Here is a 17,603-nt window from a genome sequence, read left to right on the forward strand (position 1 = left end):
GGGGAGTCGGCGGAGAGGGCACAACCCGGCGGGGCTTCGGGCGTTTGGGTCGGTGATGGAAGGTGGCCGATGAGAGCCCTGCCCGATCCCGTGTGGCCCGTGGTCGTTCTGGCGTTGATCCAGGTCGGCGACGGGATTCTCTGTATGGGGCCCGTTCGGTTCGTACGCGAATGCTTCGAGGGCGTGAAGTTTCCGCGCGAGTGGTGGTGGGTCACGCCCCCCGTGAAGTTCGCCGCCGCCGTGGGGCTGATCGCCGGGATCTGGGTTCCCGTACTCGGGGGCGTCACCGTGTGGGCGCTGGTGATCTATTTTCTCGTGGCTGTCTTCATACACGTCCGGGCGCGGGACTTCGGCCGCAATCTGTTCCTCAACGCGGCGGGCATGCTGGTCATCTGCCTGCTGGTCGCCTTGTACAGCTTCGGCCTCTGAGGCCCGCGCGGGGCGCTCCCGAAAAGGGGCCGGAGGAGGGTGTGTGAGGGTTGCGCCGCAGGGAACGCGACTACTCACAAAGGCTGTTGACACTCCGTTTGGCAACAGAGATCATCAACAACTCTACAGCAGGAAGCACTTCACCTTCACGCCCGTGGCACCCGAGCCCCGCCCCCTCCGATCGGGCGGGGCTCCGGTTCGGTGCCGCACTGTGGAGAGTGCAGCGGAGGCAGAGATCAACGGGGCACGGGGAAGCATGACGAGCGTGGCAGCCGCCGCCACCATCGCGTTGGCGGTCGTTTCCGGCTGAGCGTTTCACGGTCCCGGAGAGACGATCCGAGAGGACACGACAGGTCTTGACGCACTCGGCGACCGAAAGCACTCACCGTTCCGGCACCCAGCGGGACGGCTCCCATCCGCGCGGTTTTCACCCGCACGGGACTGACAAGCACGGCACGGAGACGCACGGTACGGAGACGCACGGAACCGACAAGCACAGCAACGAAACGCACGGCGAGACGCATGGAACCGACAAGCACGGCAACGAGACGCACGGCACCGACGCGCACAGTTCCCACCCGCACAGTGCCCGTCCGCTGCGCATCCGGATCCTCGGGCCCATGGAGATCAGCGGTCGGGGAGAGGACCGGACTCCGTCCGCCCCGATGGCACGGCGGCTGCTCGCCGCCCTGCTGCTGCACGCCAACGAACAGGTACGGACGTCCACCCTCATCGACGAACTCTGGGACGGTGAGCCGCCCCGGCTGGCCCGCAAGACCATCCAGACCTACGTGTACCAGCTCCGAAAGCCGCCGGCCTCCGCGGGGGGCGCCGGCGGGCCCGGAGAGCGGGTCGAGACCTGTCCGAACGGATACCGGATCCGGCTCGCCCCCGACGAACTGGATCTGTGGCAGTTCGAGCGGCATCTCGCGCGGGCGCGCGCCGATCTGGGCGACGGTGACCCCGAGAGCGCGGCCCGCACGCTGCGGCTCGGGCTCGCCCTGTGGCGCGGCGACGCGTTCGCCGACATCGAGACCGGCCCGGCGCTGGCCGCCCGCGTCGCGCAGTTGGCGGACGCCCGCCTCGGCGCCCTGGAGCTGCGGGTCGAGGCCGATCTGCGGCTCGGCCGGCACCACCGGCTGATGGGTGAGCTGCGGCAGCTCACGGCCGACCACCCGCTGAACGAGGAGTTCGCCGCCCAGCTCATGCTCGCCGCCTACCGGTCCGGTCAGCGCGGTACCGCACTGGAGACCTTCGGGCAGCTGCGCCGCGATCTGGTGGACGAGCTGGGTATCGAGCCGTCGCACCGGCTCCAGCGGCTCCAGCGCGACGTACTGAACGAGGCGCCGTCGCTGGACCTGGCGCCGGGCCGGTCCGCCGGGCCGGCCACCGTACGGGCCGCCGCCCCCGCGGCCACGAACGGGCGGCCCCGTGACGAGGTGATCGCCCAACTCCCGGCGGACACAGCGGATTTCGTCGGTCGGCGGGCCGAGCTGGCCCGTATCGTCACGCATGCCAAATCGGGCAGCGACCCGCATCTGTCGGCGCCTCAGATCGTCAACGTCCTCGGCGGAGCCGGCTCGGGCAAGAGCACCGTCACCGTCCGCGCCGCGCATCTGCTGCGCGAGCACTTCGCGGACGGCCAGTTCCACGTACGGCTCCACGACGAGGCCGACCGGCCGACCGACCCGGCGGCTGCGCTGCGCTCCCTGCTGCGGGACATCGGTATGCGGGTGTACGAACTGCCCGACCAGGTCGATGAGTTGGCCCGTATCTTCCGCAGCTGGAGCGTGGACCGGAGTCTGCTGCTCGTCCTGGACGACGCGGCCGGCCCCGAGCAGGTGCTGCCGCTGCTGCCCGGCGGTTCCCTGAGCGCGGTCCTGGTCACCTCGCGCGTACGGCTGCCCGGCCTGCCCGGCGCGGCCAATGTCGAGCTGGGACCGATGGAGACGGACGACGCCGTCGAACTGCTCGCCTCGCTCGCCGGGGCCGACCGCGTCGGCGCGGACGTCGCCGCCGCCCGCCAGACAGTGCACCTGACCGGCAACCGCGCGCTGGGCGTACGGGCGGCGGGTGAGAAGCTGGCGGCCCGCCCGATGTGGTCCGTCACCGAACTGGCCGCCCGGCTGGCCCCGGAACACCACCGGCTGGCCGAGCTGGGCAGCGGTTCCCTCGACGTCCTGGGCCGGCTGGCGGGCGCGTGCGCGCGGCTCGCCGAGCCGGACAGCAGGGCGCTGGACTGCCTGGCCCGCGCCGGGGCCGTCCCGTTCGACATCCCCCGCGCGGCGCGGGCCCTGGCGATGGACACCTGGGCCGCCGAACTCGTGGTGGGGCGGCTCCTGGACCACCACGTGGTGGAGATCGCCGAGTCGGCGCCGGGCGCCGCGACGGTCTACCGCATCCCCGAGCTGATCCGCCTCGTCGCCCAGACGCAGGCCCAGGCGCAGGCGCAGGACATGGCGGTCGCCGAGCTGCGGCTGATGTCGGGGACGCCGCAGCGGGCAGGGCAGGCGGCCGTGCCGTGCTTCAACTCGGTACTTTCGACGACGGGGTGACCCGGTTCCAGGGCGTGTTGCGAAAGTAGCGCCGTCCGCCCGGAGGGCGGGGCCGACGGCGTCTGGTGCGTGCGATCGCAAGGCGGAGGATCTCCCTCGTACTGGGCGTACTCGGGAGACTCCGACAACGCGGCGAGCGTGCGTGCCAGGCGTCGTCGGCCAGGCGGGACTTTCGCAACACGCCCTAGCTCCCCGCTCCGGAACGGCAGTGGCCCGGCCCCCGCGCTTCACGGCGCGGGGGCCGGGCCACACTCCTCGGTGGAGCCTCAGTGCACGCTCTCGCGCGTCGGCTTCTCGTCGGGCGCGCCCGGCGTTGCCGACGGCTCGTCCGGCGCCTCGCGCAGTCCGAACTTCTTGTGGAAGCGCGCCAGCGGCGCCGGTGCCCACCAGTTGGCGCGTCCCGCCAGCCGCATGAACGCGGGCACCAGCGCGCCTCGTACCAGCGTCGCGTCCATCACGACCGCGATGGCCAGCCCCAGACCGATGGCCTTGAGGTACGAGATCCCGGACAGGACGAAGCCCAGCCACACGATGGCGATCAGTCCCGCCGCAGCGGTCACCATCGCGCCGGTGCGCTCCAGCCCGCGTGCCACCGCGAGTTGGTTGTCCCCCGAGCGGTCCCACTCCTCCTTGATACGGGAGAGCAGGAACACCTCGTAGTCCATCGACATGCCGAACGCGATGCAGAACAGCAGCACCGGCACGGTCCAGGTGATCGTGTCGGTGACCGTGAAGTCGCCGACGATTCCCTCCAGATGGCCGTCCTGGAAGCCCCACACCAGCACACCGAACGTGGCGCTGAGGCTGAGGCAGTTGAGGACCAGTGCCTTCAGGGGCAGCACCAGCGACCCGGTGAACAGGAACAGCAGGACGAACGTCGTGACGCCGATGATCGCGAGTGCCGCCGGCAGCTTGTCGTACATGGAGTCCAGTGAGTCCACCAGCTCCGCCGCCGGGCCGCCGACCTGGACGTCGTACGGCGCCTCGGCCGCCCGGATGTCCTTGACGAGCTTCTCGCCCTCCTCGCTCAGCGACTCGCTCTTGGGGATCACCGAGAGATACGTGCTGTTGTCCGCGCTGAACCGCTCCGAGCCCGGTCCTGGCGGTGCGACCTGCTCACCGGCGGCGAAGGAACCGGCCTCGCTGTCGACCCGCGCCACGTTGCCGAGCGTGGAGAGCTTCTGCGCGTACGCGTCGGTCGAACGCTCCCCGGTCGGCGGGGTGTCGTTCAGCACCACGTTCAGCGCCTGCGACTCCTGCGCGCTGAAGTCCTCCCGGATGATGTCGCTGATCTGCCGCGACTGGGTGTCGGCGGGCAGTACGCGGTCGTCGGCGAGGCTCATGTGCAGGGACAGGAACGGCGAGCCGAGGAAGAGCAGCAGCCCGATCACGGCGACGGCGACCGGGAGGGGGAAGCGCATCACGGTGGTCGCGAGGCGGTACCAGAAACGCTCGGCCTCCGGCTTCGGGGGCCGCTCCTCCTTGCCGTGGCCCAGGACCCGGATGCGGCCCTTGTCGATCCGCGGGCCCAGCGCCTTCAGCAGCGCGGGCAGGAAGGTGATGGAGACGATCGCCGCCAGCAGGGCGGTCGGGATGCCCGCGTACGCGAAGGACCGCAGGAAGTAGAACGGGAAGACCAGCAGGCCCGCGAGGGCCAGCGCGACCGTCACCGCCGAGAACAGGACGGTACGGCCCGCGGTGCGCAGCGCGGTCGCGATGGCCGTGTCCGTGTCGGCGCCGCCGTGCAACTCCTCGCGGTAGCGCTTGAGGAGGATCAGGGCGTAGTCGATGGCCAGGCCGAGTCCGAGTCCGGTCGCGACGTTGGTGGCCAGCACCGAGACATCGGTGAACAGGGTGAGGATACGGAGCGTCAGCAGGACGGACACGATGGTCAGTCCGGCGACCATCAGGGGCACCAGCGCGGCCACCACACCGCGGAAGACGAACAGCATCACGACCAGCAGCACCGGGAAGGTGACCATCTCGATCAGGAGGAGGTCGTCCTGCGTGGTGTCCGTGATCTCCTTGTTGGCGACCGCGACGCCGCCGACGCGGGTGTCCAGGCCCTCGACCTTGGTGTCGTACTCCGGCTGGATCCGCTCCAGCGTCTCCTGCACCTGGTCCTCGTCGCCGGTGATCCGCACCAGGACCATGGCACTGTCGCCACCCTCGCCGCGCAGGGCCGGGGCCTTGCCCAGCGTCCAGTAGGACAGCGCCTGCTCGACCCCGTCCTCGGCGCCGATGCGCTCGGTCAGCCGGGCGCCGGCCGCGCCGACCGCCGGATCGTCGACGCCCCGCTTGTCCGAGACCAGCAGGGTCAGATTGGGGGCACCTGAACCGAATCGTCCGTCAAGAACCTCGGCCGTCCGCGCGGACTCGGTGGAACTGTCGGTGAACCCACCGGCGGAGAGAGTCGATATCACGCCACCGCCCAGCGCTCCCGCGAGCACCAGGAGCACACCGGAGAGATAGAGGACCAGCCTGCTGCGGTGTGTGGTGAATCTGGCCAGTGAGGCGAACATTCGGCAACCTTTCAAGCGGGGAACGCCGTTTCCGGTGGCGGCGTGTCGATCCCGTTCACACGATCAAGGCTAGGGAGCCCGCGAGCCCACTGGCAATGACAACCCGCCTCGAACCGGCCGAAGTTGATCGTCCGACAGGCCCGATTCGGCCCTGATCCAGGCCCGTTCGAGGCCCGTTCGGGGCCCGAACCGCGCGTGATCGAGCCATCGTTCGGTGCACGATCGAGCCACCTCAGGGCAGTTGGGCAGCATGCTCCCCGACTACGGTCCCCCAGCGCGTGAATGCGCACAATGACAGGTGTATGCGGGTCATTTCCTGGATGACTGCTATATCTAACGGCCGCTTCCCCCTCCTAAATTGCGACGAGAACAGGCGACACCAGTCGAGGGCAATCCGAGACATTCCCTGGAGGGGAAAGCGAATGAGCCAGCGTGAGAGGACCGCGGTCATCGGCGGAGGGATGGCCGGATGCGCCGCCGCCAAAGAGTTGCTCAAGGCGGGCCGCGAGGTGGTCATTTTCGAGGCGGCTGCCGGACTCGGCGGCCGGGCCCGTTCGTGGCACCGTCCGGAGATCGAGCCCTCTGTCGGCATCAACCTCTGGTTCACCAGCTTTTACAAGCTGATGTTCGAGCGAATTCGCGAGTACGGGCTTGAGGACCAGCTCGTGGAGATGTCCAACAACGTCATCGTCGTGGACAAGGGCGAGCCCGCCGAGCTGCTCTCCGACTCTCTGCGCAGCCTGCTCACGTACAAGCACGTCGGCCTCAAGGACCGGATCGGCTTCCTCACCGGCACGATGAAGGAGACGCTCAAGCGCAAAGAGCTCGACATCTTCGACCCGGTCAAGCTGGCGCCGTTCGACGACGGTACGACCGCGGCCGAGTACGCCCTCAAGAGCCTGTCGCAGCGCGGCTTCGACAATCTGCTGCGTCCCGAGATCGAGTCGTTCTGGCTGTGGCGCTGCGAGGACATCTCCGCCGCCCACGTACGCGCGATGCAGGCGCAGGTCGCCGGCGCGAAGTTCTACGTGTTCCGCAACGGCATGGAGGTCATCGCCGAGCGCAACGCCGAGGGCGCCGACATCCGGCTGGAGACCGAGGTCACCGACCTCCAGGTGACGGACGGTCGGGTGCACATCACCGCGCGGTCGGCGGACGGTGAGAGCAACTCCGAGGTCTTCGACGACGTCGTGGTCGCCACGACCGCGCCGGTCGCCGCGAAGCTGACGGCCGCGCTGCCGAACGACATCGTGGGCCGCGACACCCGTGAGTTCCTGGAGACCCAGGTGTACGAGCCCGCGCTGTCGGTCTCGTACCTGGTCGACTTCAGCAGCATGCCGTCCGAGGCGCACATCGTGGCCGCCGGCGCGGACGACCCGCCGGTGAAGACGATCATCACCTTCCCGCGCAAGGTCAAGGACGAGCAGGGGCGTTCGGTCGACAAGCACCTCGCGTTCGTCTACCCGGGCCGCGCCGAGACGCGCCGGCTGCTCACGCTGTCGCCGGAGGAGCAGTACGCCGAGACGACCCGGCTGGTCACCGAGTTGTGGCCGGACTTCCCGGTGGACGAGGCGGAGCCGTTCGAGATCGCCGTACGCCCGCACGCGATGCCGCTGCCCGCGCCGGGCCGCTACCGGATGTCCGCGCGGGTCATCGGGCTCCAGCACGCGCCGGTGGTCTTCGCGGGCGACTACTTCACCGCGCCGATCTCGGAGGCGGCGATGCTCTCCGGCATCCGGGCCGCCGAGAAGCTGACGACGGCCGGAAAGCTGGCGACGGCCGGCTGATCCGGGACGACGGCGGAAGGGAGAGGGGAGAAGTCATGGATGCGACGTCTGCCTCCGGCACGGGTTCGCCGTCCGGCGCGGGTTCGCGGTCCGGCGCGGCGGCCAGGTCCGGCACGGGCGCCGTGGGCGCCCGGAGCACCGCCCCGCCCCGTACGCGCTCCGGCGCCGCCACAGGCCGGACGGCCGAGGCTGCTTCCGGCCTGGCGGCCACGTCCCGCTCCGGTACCGGTGCCGTCCGGAGCGACGCTCCGCGTGGTACGCGCTCCGCCGCGTCCGCCTCCGGCACGGAGACCGTCGACGGCGCGCACTCCGGCACCGGCGTACAGGCGGAAGCGGGACCGCCCGGCACGGCCGGGGTCGGGAGCGGTGTCAGCGCTGCTACGACCCCCGGTGCCGCCGGCCGGCCCGCGGCAGCCGACGAGGCTCCCGCCGGGCGCCCCGTCACCGGGGCCCGAGACCGGCTCGTCGCGTATGCGCGGCTTGCCAAGTTCGAGTTCGTCCTCGACTACTACCTCAGCATGCTCGTGCTGTGGACCGCCCTCGCGAGCGGTGTGCGGTTCGCGCCCGACACGCTGACCACGCTGCTCCTCTTCCTCCTGGGCGAGATCGGCGTCATCTCCGCCGTGATGGCCCTCGACGACGTCAACGGCATCAGGGACGGCAGCGACCGTGCCAACTACCTCGGCACCGGCGGCACCCCGCTGCGGCCCCTGGAGCGAAAGCCCCTGCTCACCGGGGCGCTGACGGTGCCTCAGGCCACCCGGTTCGGGTATCTGAGCCTGCTGTGGGGCACGGTCTTCTGGACGGCGTCGGCCGTCACCGCCCCCGAGCAGCCGATGTGGGCGCTGGTCGTCACCGGGCTGGTCCTGTTCTGCGGCTTCCAGTACTCCTGGGGACTCAAGCTCAGCTACCGGGGCCTCGGCGAAGTCCTCATCATGGGCTGCCCGTTGGTCATCGTCGTCGCGCCGTACGGCTTCGTGACCGGTCACCTGCCCGCCACCGTGCTCGTGCAGGCCGTGCTCTTCGGTCTGTGGCAGATCCTTGTCTCCTGCTACTCCAACACCAAGGACATCAGCGGGGACGCGGCCGTCGGCCGCAGCACTGTCGCGGTGCACGCCTCGGCCCGCGGCAATCTGATCTTCATCGGCGCGCTCTCGGCGGTCGACCTGCTGCTGATCGTCGGAGCATCGGCCGTGGGCTGGGCACCGTGGTGGTTCTTCGCCGCCCTGTTGCCCGAAATGGCGCTGCGGCTGCGCCAGTTCACCTCCTTCAGCCGCAACGGCGACGCACTGCTGGCACGCAGGCGAGGAGTGGTGGCGTTCCGGACGGGCGTCGCCGGCATCGTCCTGGCCAACCTCATCCACTTCGCGAGCTGAGGGGCGACGGCCGCCGCCCGAGCAGGCGGCGGCCCGAACTCCGGACAGGACACACCGACATGGGTACCAAGAACAAACCGACCGGACTCGGCCTGCTCTTCGACGAACACGCGCAGGCGGGCCGCAGCACCCGCTTCCATCTCAGCCGGCCCTTCGACATCGCACCCGGCGCGGGCACCGAGTTCAGCGTGGCCGGTCTCGCCGAGCTGGTCCAGGAGACCTCCGGCCTGCTGTACGAGGCGGGCGCCCGGCCCGGCGACCGGGTCGCCATCGCCAAGGACAACCACTGGGACTACCTGCTCATCGCCTGCGCCACCGCCCGCTTCGGCGGCCTCCCCGTACTGATCGCCGGCAGCCTCCCGGCCCAGACGCTCGGCACCGTACTCAAGCGCGCCGAGGCGCAGTTGCTCGTCACCACCGCCGACATCCTCAGCTCCGCCGACGAGCAGGGTGTGGACCTCAAGTCCTTCGTCCCGCGCACGCTGACCGTCGGTGCCGCGCTCCCCGGCACGGTGTCGCTGGACGACCTGCGCGGAGCGCGTACCCCGAAGGTGTTCCGTACGGCCAGCTACGAGCCGATGGTGGCCACCCACACCTCGGGTACCACCGGAGTGCCCAAGCTGGTGGTGCACTCCGTCGACACCGTCCTCGGCCACCTCGGCCGTACGGAGTCGCTGCGCTTCCCGATCGTCGCCATGAAGCGCTCCGACACGGTGGCCACCGCCACCCCCTTCAACCACATGCGGATGATCACCTGGAGCACCGGCACGCTGAAGCTGGAGCCGAAGGCGGCGATGCTTCTCGCCGACGCCCAACCGGCCACCGCGGAGCGGATGTTCGCCGAGCGGCGGCCGACCTATCTGGAGGCGCTGCCCGCCACCTACATCGGCTGGCAGCAACTGGCGGAGAAGCGACCGGAGTTGTACGCGGACGTGCGGCTCTACGTGAGCACCTTCGACGCCATCCACCCGCCCACGGTCCGCCGGTTCCTCAACGCCAGCAAGCGCCGCTTCCCGACCTGGCTCCAGGGCTGGGGCCAGTCGGAGACCGGTCCCATGACGTTCCGTCTGCTCACCCGCAGGGCGCTCGCCGCCAAGGGCGACCGGCACCCCACGACGCGCGACGTCGGCCGCCCGATCCCCGGCTTCACCGGGATGAAGGTGGTGGACCCGGCGACGATGAAGCCGGTCCCCAACGGCAAGCCCGGCGTGCTGCTCACCCGCACCGACGGCCGCTGCATCGGCTACCTCGGCGAGTCCCGCCGCTGGAACGAGAAGGCGCGCGGCAAGTGGTGGAACACCGGCGACTACGGCCTGCGCACCGCAGCGGGCGCGTTCCGTCTGCTGGACCGCGAGGTGGATGTGATCCCCGGCATGAGCTGCATCGAGCTGGAGGACGTACTGGCCGACCGGCTGCCGCAGCTGCTGGAGGCGGCCGTGATCGGCATTCCGGGCCAGCTCCCGCTGCCGGTGGTGTGCACGGCCGACGGCTCGCTCGACGAGACGGAGTGGCGGCGCGCGACCGCGGACCTGCCGGAGCTGGGCGCGCCGCGGGTGCTGCCGCTGGAGGAGATCCCGCGTACGAGCACGGGCAAGGTGCGCCGGGTCGAGCTGCGCGAGCGGCTGCTGGGCGAGGAGACGTACGGCACGGGGCGCTGGACCTGACTGGACCTGACTGGACCTGAAGGGACAACGCGCGGCCCGTGAGCCGCGCGACTCGGTGAACGTTCGTTGGGAAGGAAGCGCACCCGCCATGGCAAAGGCATCGGCAAAGGCAGCGGCAGAGGCAGACGCGGAGACGGGCACGCACGTCGACGTGGCCGTCGTCGGCGCCGGGATCGCCGGTCTCACGGCCGCGTACCGGCTGAAGGAAGCCGGCCGCGCGCCGGAGGTCTTCGAGGCCGACAGTGACGTCGGCGGCCGGATGCAGGCGCGAAAGGAGGACGGCTGGCTGGTGGAGAAGGGCACCGAGACCCTGGCCTCGCACGGCTACCCGGCCACCTGGCGGCTGATCAAGGACGTCGGTCTCGACCGGGACGGCGGGGTGCTCAAGGTCGGCAGCCTGGCCGGTGTCTGGCGGGGCGGCAAGGCGCACGCGGGCAGCGGGCACTGGGTGGGCACCCTCACCGGCGCCGGGCTGTCGCTCGGCGGCCGGATGGCCATGACCGGGATGCTGGGGGGACTGCTGCCGTCGCTGGGCAAGGTCAGCACGCGGCGGCCGGGGGAGAGCCCGCTCGGCCTGCGTACGGTCGCCGAGTTCGTCGACGGCAAACACCCCGACCTGCACGACTATCTGCTTCAGCCGGCGGCGAGCACCGGCTGGGCCTGGGACACCCGGCGGTCGTGCGTCGCGCCGCTGGTCGCCACGATGGTCGCCACCCGTGGGCTGCACGGCTGGCGCACCTACCGGGACGGCATGGACTCGCTCGCCCGGAAGGTCGCGGACCGGCTGACCGTGCACACCGGGAGCGCCGTCCAGGAGGTCACCGAGAGCCCCGACGGCGGCGTACGGCTGGTCTTCGCCGACGGGCGGGTGGTGACAGCCCGTGAGGCCGTACTCGCGGTGCCGGCGCCGGTGGCCAGGAAGCTGTACCCGTCGGCGCCCGCCGAGGAACTGCCGTTCCTGGACGCCGTGTCGTACTCCCGGATGATCCGCGTGACCTGTCTGGTCGACCGGCCCCTGGCGGTCCGTCAGTCGCGCGGCACGAAGAAGGTCTACGCGCTGCTCATCCCGGAGAAGGAGGACGGCTATCTGGCCGGTCTGACCTTCGAGCACTTCAAGGCCGCGAACCGGGCGCCGCGCGGTCAGGGACTGGTCAGCATGCTGACGGCGGCAGCCGCCACCGACGAGCTGATCGACCAGCCCGACGAGGAGGTCGTCGAGGCGCTGCTCGGGCGCGCGACGAAGTATGTGCCCGAACTGCGTTCGGCGCTGCGCAAGTCGTACGTTCACCGCTTCCCGTACGCGGCCCCCGAGGCCACCCCGGACGCGCTGCGGCTCCAGGGCGCCTTCCTGGACCGGCCCGTGCGGGCGGTCGACTTCGCCGGGGACTGGGTCTTCCAGCGGCCCACCAGCGAAGCCGCCGTGCAGGCGGGGGAGTTGGCCGCCGAACGGATCCTGTCGCGGCGGCGGAGCCCCGCCACCGCGGAGGGACCGGTGGGGACCGTGCACTCCTGACACACTCGTCCCACGTGTCACGGGGCCGCCCGCTCTCCGAACTCTCGGTGGATCGGGCGGCTTTCCCATGCTCGGAGGGGGTTTCCCTGATCGTCGCGCGGCTGCCCGACGCACTGTCAGTAAGCGTGCACTGACTGAGCCTTGACCGATCGTTGGACGGGGCCTGTGAGGTTCCGGGGGTCAGAGATACGAGTCGGTCGTGCGAACAACATGAGCCACGGGGGCTGGAATGCGCGCGCAGAGCAACGAAGGAACAAAAGCCACCATACGGATCGTCAAGACGGCCCGGACGGCCCGGACGGGCTGGACGGACGGCGAATCGGCGCGGTCCGCCGCACAGCCCACCACCCTGCCCACGGCACGGTCCTCCACAACCTCACCCATCACGCCACCCACCACGCACCAGCGGGCGCGTTACGCGCTCACCTCACGGGTCGGCAGGGACACGGAACTGGCCGATCTCAAGGCCCGCGCCACCGCACCGAACGGGCAGGTCCTCACGCTCACCGGCCCGGTGGGCGTGGGCAAGAGCAGGCTGGCCGACGCGCTCTTCGAGCAGATATCCGGCGACTTCGCCGACGGCGGGCGCTATGTCGAACTGGACACGCTCAGGCTGCGGGACAGCGACCCCGACGGCGGGCTCGCCCGCGCGGTGGCGGAGGCGCTGGAACTGACGCCCGGTTCCGCGGACGGCAACGGCGCCGGCGACACGCCGCTCGATCTGCTGCGGGACTATCTCGGCGGGCGGGACTTCCTGCTCGTACTGGACTGCGGCAGCCGGCCACCGCACGGCATCGCCGAGCTGTGGGAGGCGGTCGCCGCAGCGGCCCGGCGGCTGTGTCTGCTGACCGTCAGCACTCAGGTGCTCGGGATGTACGGGGAGCACCGCGTCCCGCTCTTCCCGCTCGCGGTGCCCACGCCGCACGACACGGCCGACCTCGCCCGGCTCGGGCAGGTCGACTCCGTACGGCTGCTGGTGGACCGCACGAAGGCGGTACGGCCCGGATTCCGGCTCACGCAGGAGAACCGCGAGACCGTCGCCAGGCTGTGCCAGATGCTCGACGGGATGCCGCTCGCGATCGAACTGGCCGCGTCGCGGCTGAAGGTGAGTTCGCCGCGTGTGCTGCTGGACGAGCTGAGTACGGGCACGGGCACGGGTTCGGGCACGGGCACGGGTACGGACTCCGCAGCTCCGGAGGCCGAGGTCGACACGCTGGGACTTCCGCCCGCGTCCGTCGAACTCCTCGTACGGCTCGGGGTGTTCACCGAGAGCTTCGGTGTCGCCGAGGCCGCCGGGGTGTTCGAACTCCCCCTGGACATCACCCGGCAGGCGCTGGAGGAGATGGTCGACCACAGCGCGCTGCTCACCGAGGAGCAGCGGGACGGCAGCATCCGGTTCTGGATGCTGCGCAGCTCCCGCGCGCGGGCCCTGGAACACCTCAGGCGGCAGGACGCGCTGGGGCCCGTCCGGGCCGACCACGCCGTGTTCTTCATCCGCCAAATGCACGGCATCCGAAGGGAGTTGGAGGGGCCCGGCCAGACGGTCGCACTGGAGCAGTTCGGGCACTGGCACCAGGACGTGTTCGCCGCGCTGGAGTTCCTGGTCGAGTCCGGCAACGGCGAGGCGGTGGCGACGCTCGCCACGGCGGCCCAGCCGTACTGGCTGCTGCGCGGCGAGGTGGAGAGCGCCACGCACTGGCTGTCCGCCGCGGTACGCCTCGGCATCGACCGGCTCCTGGTACGGCTCGCCACCCTGGAAGCGCTCGGTGAGGCGCTGCTCCTGACCGACGACCCGGCGAGCGCCAAACCCTGGCTGAACGAGGCTCTCACGGCGTACGCCGAACTGGCCGACGGAGCGGGGGTCGCGACCGTACGCCAGCACCTGGCCAGGCTCGCCCAGATCGAGCGGAACCTGCCCGCCGCCGAGAACCTCCTGACGCTCGTGCTGGCGGACCTCGACCCGAGGGGCGGCGGCCAGTGGTGCCGGGGGGCCGTCCTCGCCCGCCTGGCGGAGGTCCGCCGCGACCGGGGCGACACGGCGTCGGCGGCGCGGCACGCGACAGAGGCGGTACGCCTCTTCGAGCGGGCGGAGGACGCCCGCTCGGCGGCCCGCACCAAGCTCACGCTGGCCGGACTGACGGGCGCTCAGGGCGACTACGACCGGGCCGAGCAACTGGCCTGCCGGGCACTGCTGTTACTGCACGACCGGGGTGATCTGCCAGAAGTGGCACGGGGCTTGGTCGTACTGACCCAACTCCTCACCCACAAGTACGGCCGCACGGCGGCGGTATGGGAGCGGGCGGCCCGCCTGCTCGGCGCGGCGGACGCGCTCCGCCGCCGGGTCGGCGACACCCTGGCCGGCCAGCCGGAGGCCGTCAGCCGCACCCTGCTCGGCCAGGTCAGCGAACGGATGGGCCGCAGCGCCTTCGACACCGCCTGGCAGGAGGGCGCCCGCTGCACACCGGACGCGGCGGTCGCCCTGGCCCTGGCCCTGATCGAACCGACCGAACACCAGCCCCGCCCCACGGACCTCGTCGGCTCACTGACCCGCCGCGAACACGAGGTGGCGATGCTGGTCACGGAGGGCCTGACCAACCGGGAGGTGGCGCGCAGGCTGGGCATCGCGGAGTGGACAGCGGTCAACCACATGCGCAAGGTGATGCAGAAACTCGGCTGCACCTCCCGCGTCCAGGTGGCGGGCCGCATGCTCCGCCCCCTGGACCAGGGCGGGGCCCAGGCGGCGGCGGGGGGCTTGGCGCGGCGCTGAGAGCCTCTACCGGGCGGCCGGCGATCCGGCCGCCCGGAGGGCGGGGCTCACGCGCGCCACAGAGCGCGTGACACGTTGGTGCGTGCGTTCGCAAGGCGGAGGACCGACGGCGACGACCCCGACCGCTGGCCGGTCGCCGTCCGGTCCTTCGATGACGAGGACGTCCTTTTCGACTGCCAGACAGCGGAGTTTGTCTGCCGCATTCTCGTCGACTCGCACCACCGGTTCACGATGGCCCGGTATTTCGACACGCACTGGTTCATGAACTATTCGGAAAGTGACTGACTCAGGGGCTCACCCGGCGGCTCGATTCGTTCTCGTTGTCAGCCCATCAGCCCATCAGCCCATCAGCCCTTCAACGCTGCTACCCGCTGAGCCCGCGCGCCGAGTTCCCGGACCGCGCGCACCTTCTTGTACGGGGAGATGCGCTTGCGCATGGTCACGAAGTGCTCATCGCCCCGCGCACTCGACAAGCCCGAATAGCCGTCCAGGAACGCGCCCCACGTGGCGCAGGCTTCCTCGATGTGACCGAGCTGGAACTGACGCTGGGCCAAGACCGCGTTGAAGTGCACCCGCCCCTGGCGTTCCTGCTTCGGCTGTGCCCGAAGCGCCGTCTTCAGGGCTGCGATCGAGCCGGGTAGGTCGCCGGTCTCGTGCAGCACATGAGCGACATGGAACTGGTAGGCGGCCTGGTCGTACCCACCGATGGACTCCCTGCGCGAGTCGGCCTTCGAGAGCGCCGTCTCCGCCTCGCGCAACCGGGCGAACGCTTGACGCTCGGCGCCCACCATGGCGGCTGCGTGTGCCTGTTGACCCCGGAGGAAGGCGACGAGGCGCGGGCCGGCCTGCGGCGCCGCCTCTGCGGCCGAGTCCGCGAGCTCCAGGGCCTTGCGCCCGTAACGCAGGTTGGACGCCTGTAGGCTCATACCGCGCAGAGTGCGGCAGTACGTCACGTGATCGTTCGCCTCTCGGGCGATGTTCAACGCCTTGACGTAGTACCGCTGTCCGAGCGCGTGCTCGCGCTCGAACATGGCCATCCAGCCTGTGAGGTACGTCAGGTCCGAGGCCGCGGAGAGCATGTCCCTCCTGACCTGCTCCGATGCGGAAGCCCTCAGGTAAGGGGCGACGGTGTTGACGAGGAATGCCGCCGCCATCGGCCTGGCGTGACCGCCTCCCAGCTCGTCGAGGATGTCCGCGATGCGGTCGGTCATCGTTCGCACGGTTGCCACTTCACCCGCACCGATGTGAGTGGTGGGCCGGGTGGCACGTTCGCGGTTCTCCGCGTGTGCCTCACCGGCGAACAGAGGCACTGCGAGGGCGGCCGAGTACAGGCCGGCGGTGAGAACACCACGGCGCGACGGGTCCATGTCTGCCCTTCCGAGATCCAGCAGGGATTCGGCAGTGTCCCCACCGGCCCGCTCGCGCCTGCCCTTCGGCGGCCGAAGCCCCGCTTCCGCGTACGTCACCGGGCGTCCTAACTTGCGTTCGAGCGCCTCGATGATCACCGGTCTGACCTGCTCTCTGGGCTGGGTGCCGGCCACCCAGTGCGAGACGGCGGACTGGTCGTACGTGAGGGGAATGCCGACCTGGGCGCCGATGCGATTCACGGCGCGGGCGAGCTGAGTTCGGGACCATCGGGCCTGCTCAAGCAAGGTTTCGAGCCCTGCGTTCCGGGCGCTCGGGGATGCCTTGGCCATGCCAACTCCCGCGTCAATTCATGGCTTTCATGGTTGCACGTGCTTCTCACGGTACCGGTCCGAGCACGTTACGGAGTTAGCTCTACACACACCGCGACCAAAAGCGGCCACGAGAGGAGGCGAGTGGTGACCACCGTGACAGACAAGGCTTCCGCGCCGAGCGCGGAGCCGACGGGGGCCGTACACGCCGCATTGTCGTTCGACGCCCAGCCAAGGCACGTCGAGACCGCGCGTCGCATCACGGCCACCGTGCTCGGAGAGGCGGGTGTCGGGGACCACGACACGATCGGGACGGTGCAGCTGCTGGTCAGCGAGATCGTCACCAACGCGGTTGTCCACGGCAGCGCCAACTCGGTTTCGTTCCAGATCACATGCGCGGCCGATGAGGTGCTGATCGAGGTGGACGACCACTCGCCCGGCAGCCCGGAGGTGCTGGCGGCGGGCCCGGACGACGAGGGCGGACGTGGCATGCGCCTCGTCGCCCACCTCGCCCGCGAGTGGGGACGCAAAGGGACCTGCACCTGGTGCGCGGTTCCGGTCGGACCGGCGGTCGGCTGATGGCCGTACATCACGCCGAGGACGACCCGAGGACCGACACCGAAATGCTGCGACTTCTGCTGGATTCCCTGCGCCGTTGGCAGGCGGAGGAACTGGACCACCCACGGTGAGCCACGGGCCCGTCTCCCGTCCGCGTGCCACGAAGCCCGAGCGGGCGGACCCCGGCTTCCGGACCCGTTTCCCTTCCAAGAGCGTCTTTGCCGCGCTCCGAACCATGCACCGGGAACACCCCGTACTGGCCCACGGCGTCTACACCTACCTCAGCGTCACAGGGCTCCTCCTCGCCCTGACGGCGGCCCTCGCGGTGCAGAGATAGGCGCCATCAGTCACGGCTTCGGCCCTCGATCACGCACTCTCCGGAGACTCTATGAGTACCTCGACCGATGACGCGCACACCGACTACACAACATCCGTCCACGAGACCGCAGACGGCTTACGCGCCGCGTTGCGTGCACACGGTCTCGACGTCCCCGGCCTCTGCGTGGAGCAGGACAAGGTTGGCCTCGGGGACATCACCGTCACCACCGCCGACCGGCTCGCCCGCCTCCTGGGCGCACCGGCGCAGCCGGTCGAGCGGAACCTTGAGGAGTGGCCCGAGGCGCGGCAGGTCATGCGCCGACTCGGCGCCGCCTTCAAAACAGCCACCGGCGGCGGCTTTCTCGATCTGTACTTCCACCACGACTGCGTCCGCTGCGACCGGGACGCCGCTAGGACCGATTTGCAGTTGCCGCTGGC

At 70.5% G+C, this 17,603-nt stretch carries 12 protein-coding genes; 9 read left to right on the top strand and 3 right to left on the bottom strand.

From position 1 onward, the window contains the following. The first annotated feature begins 69 nt into the window (after positions 1-69). Positions 70-429 (top strand): DoxX family protein, encoded by a 360-nt coding sequence (locus ACIBLA_RS31910; RefSeq protein ID WP_399200627.1) that lies wholly within the window; start codon positions 70-72, stop codon positions 427-429. A gap of 356 nt (positions 430-785) precedes the next feature. After that, complete coding sequence (locus ACIBLA_RS31915; protein ID WP_399200628.1) at positions 786-2,984, top strand: BTAD domain-containing putative transcriptional regulator; 2,199 nt, start codon at positions 786-788, stop codon at positions 2,982-2,984. A gap of 266 nt (positions 2,985-3,250) precedes the next feature. Here the strand turns inward: ACIBLA_RS31915 and ACIBLA_RS31920 are convergent, their stop codons facing one another. Further along, a complete protein-coding gene (locus tag ACIBLA_RS31920) occupies positions 3,251-5,506 on the bottom strand; it encodes an MMPL family transporter (protein ID WP_399200629.1) in 2,256 nt (751 codons plus the stop codon). Between the two features lie 422 nt (positions 5,507-5,928). On the opposite strand from ACIBLA_RS31920, the gene ACIBLA_RS31925 reads away from it, so the two are divergent. From ACIBLA_RS31925 to ACIBLA_RS31945, 5 genes are all read left to right on the top strand, one after another. Then, positions 5,929-7,293 (top strand): FAD-dependent oxidoreductase, encoded by a 1,365-nt coding sequence (locus tag ACIBLA_RS31925; protein WP_363246484.1) that lies wholly within the window; start codon positions 5,929-5,931, stop codon positions 7,291-7,293. Between the two features lie 35 nt (positions 7,294-7,328). Further along, positions 7,329-8,669, top strand: coding sequence for a UbiA family prenyltransferase (locus tag ACIBLA_RS31930; RefSeq protein WP_399200630.1), 1,341 nt, complete (start codon positions 7,329-7,331; stop codon positions 8,667-8,669). 59 nt (positions 8,670-8,728) lie between these two features. Continuing rightward, positions 8,729-10,333: a class I adenylate-forming enzyme family protein gene (locus ACIBLA_RS31935; protein ID WP_363246482.1), complete on the top strand. Its 1,605-nt coding sequence runs from the start codon at positions 8,729-8,731 to the stop codon at positions 10,331-10,333. A gap of 88 nt (positions 10,334-10,421) precedes the next feature. Then, the gene (locus tag ACIBLA_RS31940) at positions 10,422-11,846 is read left to right on the top strand and encodes a protoporphyrinogen/coproporphyrinogen oxidase (RefSeq protein ID WP_399200631.1); all 1,425 of its coding nucleotides are present in this window, start codon (positions 10,422-10,424) and stop codon (positions 11,844-11,846) included. 229 nt (positions 11,847-12,075) lie between these two features. Then, positions 12,076-14,613, top strand: coding sequence for an ATP-binding protein (locus ACIBLA_RS31945; protein ID WP_399200632.1), 2,538 nt, complete (start codon positions 12,076-12,078; stop codon positions 14,611-14,613). Between the two features lie 347 nt (positions 14,614-14,960). On the opposite strand, the gene ACIBLA_RS31950 is transcribed toward ACIBLA_RS31945, so the two are convergent. Further along, positions 14,961-16,310 (bottom strand): hypothetical protein, encoded by a 1,350-nt coding sequence (locus ACIBLA_RS31950; protein ID WP_399200633.1) that lies wholly within the window; start codon positions 16,308-16,310, stop codon positions 14,961-14,963. Positions 16,311-16,436: 126 nt separating this feature from the next. Here ACIBLA_RS31950 and ACIBLA_RS31955 point away from each other — a divergent pair, with 126 nt between their 5' ends. Both ACIBLA_RS31955 and ACIBLA_RS31960 read left to right on the top strand, forming a co-directional pair. Further along, complete coding sequence (locus ACIBLA_RS31955) at positions 16,437-16,868, top strand: ATP-binding protein (RefSeq protein ID WP_399200634.1); 432 nt, start codon at positions 16,437-16,439, stop codon at positions 16,866-16,868. A 106-nt stretch (positions 16,869-16,974) separates the two neighbouring features. After that, positions 16,975-17,184, top strand: coding sequence for a hypothetical protein (locus ACIBLA_RS31960; RefSeq protein WP_399200635.1), 210 nt, complete (start codon positions 16,975-16,977; stop codon positions 17,182-17,184). Positions 17,185-17,301: 117 nt separating this feature from the next. On the opposite strand, the gene ACIBLA_RS31965 is transcribed toward ACIBLA_RS31960, so the two are convergent. Next, positions 17,302-17,547: a hypothetical protein gene (locus ACIBLA_RS31965; RefSeq protein WP_399200636.1), complete on the bottom strand. Its 246-nt coding sequence runs from the start codon at positions 17,545-17,547 to the stop codon at positions 17,302-17,304. Positions 17,548-17,603: the final 56 nt, after the last annotated feature.

It is taken from the genome of Streptomyces sp. NPDC050433, assembly GCF_044458565.1.
Taxonomy (GTDB): domain Bacteria; phylum Actinomycetota; class Actinomycetes; order Streptomycetales; family Streptomycetaceae; genus Streptomyces.

Bases quoted from the DNA above. Each gene is read 5' to 3' on its own strand.
- ACIBLA_RS31910 (WP_399200627.1), top strand. From the start codon at position 70: ATGAGAGCCCTGCCCGATCCCGTGTGGCCCGTGGTCGTTCTGGCGTTG.
- ACIBLA_RS31920 (WP_399200629.1), bottom strand. From the start codon at position 5,506: ATGTTCGCCTCACTGGCCAGATTCACCACACACCGCAGCAGGCTGGTC.
- ACIBLA_RS31925 (WP_363246484.1), top strand. From the start codon at position 5,929: ATGAGCCAGCGTGAGAGGACCGCGGTCATCGGCGGAGGGATGGCCGGA.
- ACIBLA_RS31930 (WP_399200630.1), top strand. From the start codon at position 7,329: ATGGATGCGACGTCTGCCTCCGGCACGGGTTCGCCGTCCGGCGCGGGT.
- ACIBLA_RS31935 (WP_363246482.1), top strand. From the start codon at position 8,729: ATGGGTACCAAGAACAAACCGACCGGACTCGGCCTGCTCTTCGACGAA.
- ACIBLA_RS31940 (WP_399200631.1), top strand. From the start codon at position 10,422: ATGGCAAAGGCATCGGCAAAGGCAGCGGCAGAGGCAGACGCGGAGACG.
- ACIBLA_RS31945 (WP_399200632.1), top strand. From the start codon at position 12,076: ATGCGCGCGCAGAGCAACGAAGGAACAAAAGCCACCATACGGATCGTC.
- ACIBLA_RS31950 (WP_399200633.1), bottom strand. From the start codon at position 16,310: ATGGCCAAGGCATCCCCGAGCGCCCGGAACGCAGGGCTCGAAACCTTG.